General features: G+C 61.1%; 1 protein-coding gene. It reads right to left on the reverse strand.

Annotated features, from left to right (window positions below):
- Window positions 1–117 precede the first annotated feature (117 nt).
- Window positions 118–1,585, reverse strand: a 1,468-nt coding sequence (locus DBR24_RS26610) for an efflux RND transporter permease subunit (RefSeq protein WP_177490686.1), incomplete at its 5' end; no start/stop codon positions are given.

The raw sequence follows: 1,585 nt of genomic DNA on the forward strand, positions 1-1,585 counted from the left end.
GGACCAGAAAGATTCATGGCTCAGAGCTCCAAGCTTCAAGCTTCAAGCTAAAAGCCAGGTAGCCGGGCCCTTGCTGCTTTTCTCTTGCAGCTTGAGGCTCGATGCTCGTAGCTGCTTTCATACCGCCACCTCTTCGCTGTCGGCATTGGTCTTGCCAAAGCGCCGACCGAGGCGATCGAAGTACAGGTAGATCACCGGCGTGGTGAACAGCGTCAGCACCTGACTCACCAGCAACCCGCCGACCATGACCAGACCCAACGGTTGGCGTAGCTCAGCCCCGGAACCGGTGGCGAGCATCAAGGGTACGGCGCCGAACAAGGCTGCCAGCGTGGTCATCAGGATCGGCCGGAAACGCAACAGCGCCGCCTGATAAATTGCCTGTTCCGGGGCCATGCCCTGGTTGCGCTCGGCATCGAGGGCGAAGTCGATCATCATGATCGCGTTCTTCTTGACGATACCGATCAGCAGAATGATCCCGATGATCGCGATCATGCCCAGATCATTGCCGCTGAGCAGCAAGGCCAGCAAGGCGCCGACCGCCGCCGACGGGAGTGTCGAGAGGATGGTGATCGGATGGATGTAGCTCTCGTACAGCACGCCGAGCACGATGTACATGGTTACCACCGCCGCCAGAATCAGCAGCAAGGTACTCGACAGCGAGGCCTGGAACGCTTCGGCCGCGCCCTGGAACTGGGTCTGCACGCCGATCGGCATGCCGATGTCCTTCTGCACCTGCTCGATGATATCGACCGCATGCCCCAGCGACACGCCGGGAGCGAGGTTGAACGACATCATCACCGCCGGGAACTGGCCGATATGGGTGATCGCCAGTTGTGCCTGACGCTCTTCGACATGGGCGAGGCTCGACAAGCGCACCTGCGCACCATCGGTGGTTTTGACGTGGATCTGGTCGAGCGCTTTCGGACCGATCTGCTCCCCCGCTTGCGCTTGGAGTACCACGCGGTACTGGCTGGCCTGAGTGTAAATGGTCGAGATCTGCCGCTGGCCAAAGGCGTCGTACAGCGCATCGGTGATGTTCTGCACCGAGACGCCCAGGCGCGAGGCCGCATCGCGGTCGATCAACAGGTAGACCTGCAAACCTTTGTCCTGCAAGTCACTGGCGACGTCCGTCAGTTCCGGGCGTTGGGCCAGCGCTTCGACCAGACGCCCGCTCCACTGGCTCAGCAGCTCGGAGTCCGGCGACGACATGCTGAACTGGTACTGCGTGCGGCTGACCCGGTCCTCAATGGTCAGGTCCTGCACCGGCTGCATGAACAAGCGAATACCGACCAGTTTGTCCAGTTGCGGTTGCAGGCGCGCGATCACTTCGGTGGCCGTCAGATTCCGCGCACTGTGAGGTTTGAGGTTGATCAGCAGGCGGCCGCTGTTGAGCGTGGCGTTATCGCCATCAACCCCGATGTAGGACGACAGGCTCTGCACCGCCGGATCTTGCAGAATGATCTTCGCCAGTTCCTGCTGACGCTCGCCCATCGCCGCAAAGGAAATCGACTGCGGCGCCTCGGAAATGCCCTGAATCACCCCGGTGTCCTGCACCGGGAAGAAGCCTTTCGGCACAACCATATAG

It is taken from the genome of Pseudomonas sp. HMWF006, from assembly GCF_003061205.1.
In the GTDB taxonomy this organism is placed as follows: Bacteria; Pseudomonadota; Gammaproteobacteria; order Pseudomonadales; family Pseudomonadaceae; genus Aquipseudomonas; species Aquipseudomonas monsensis.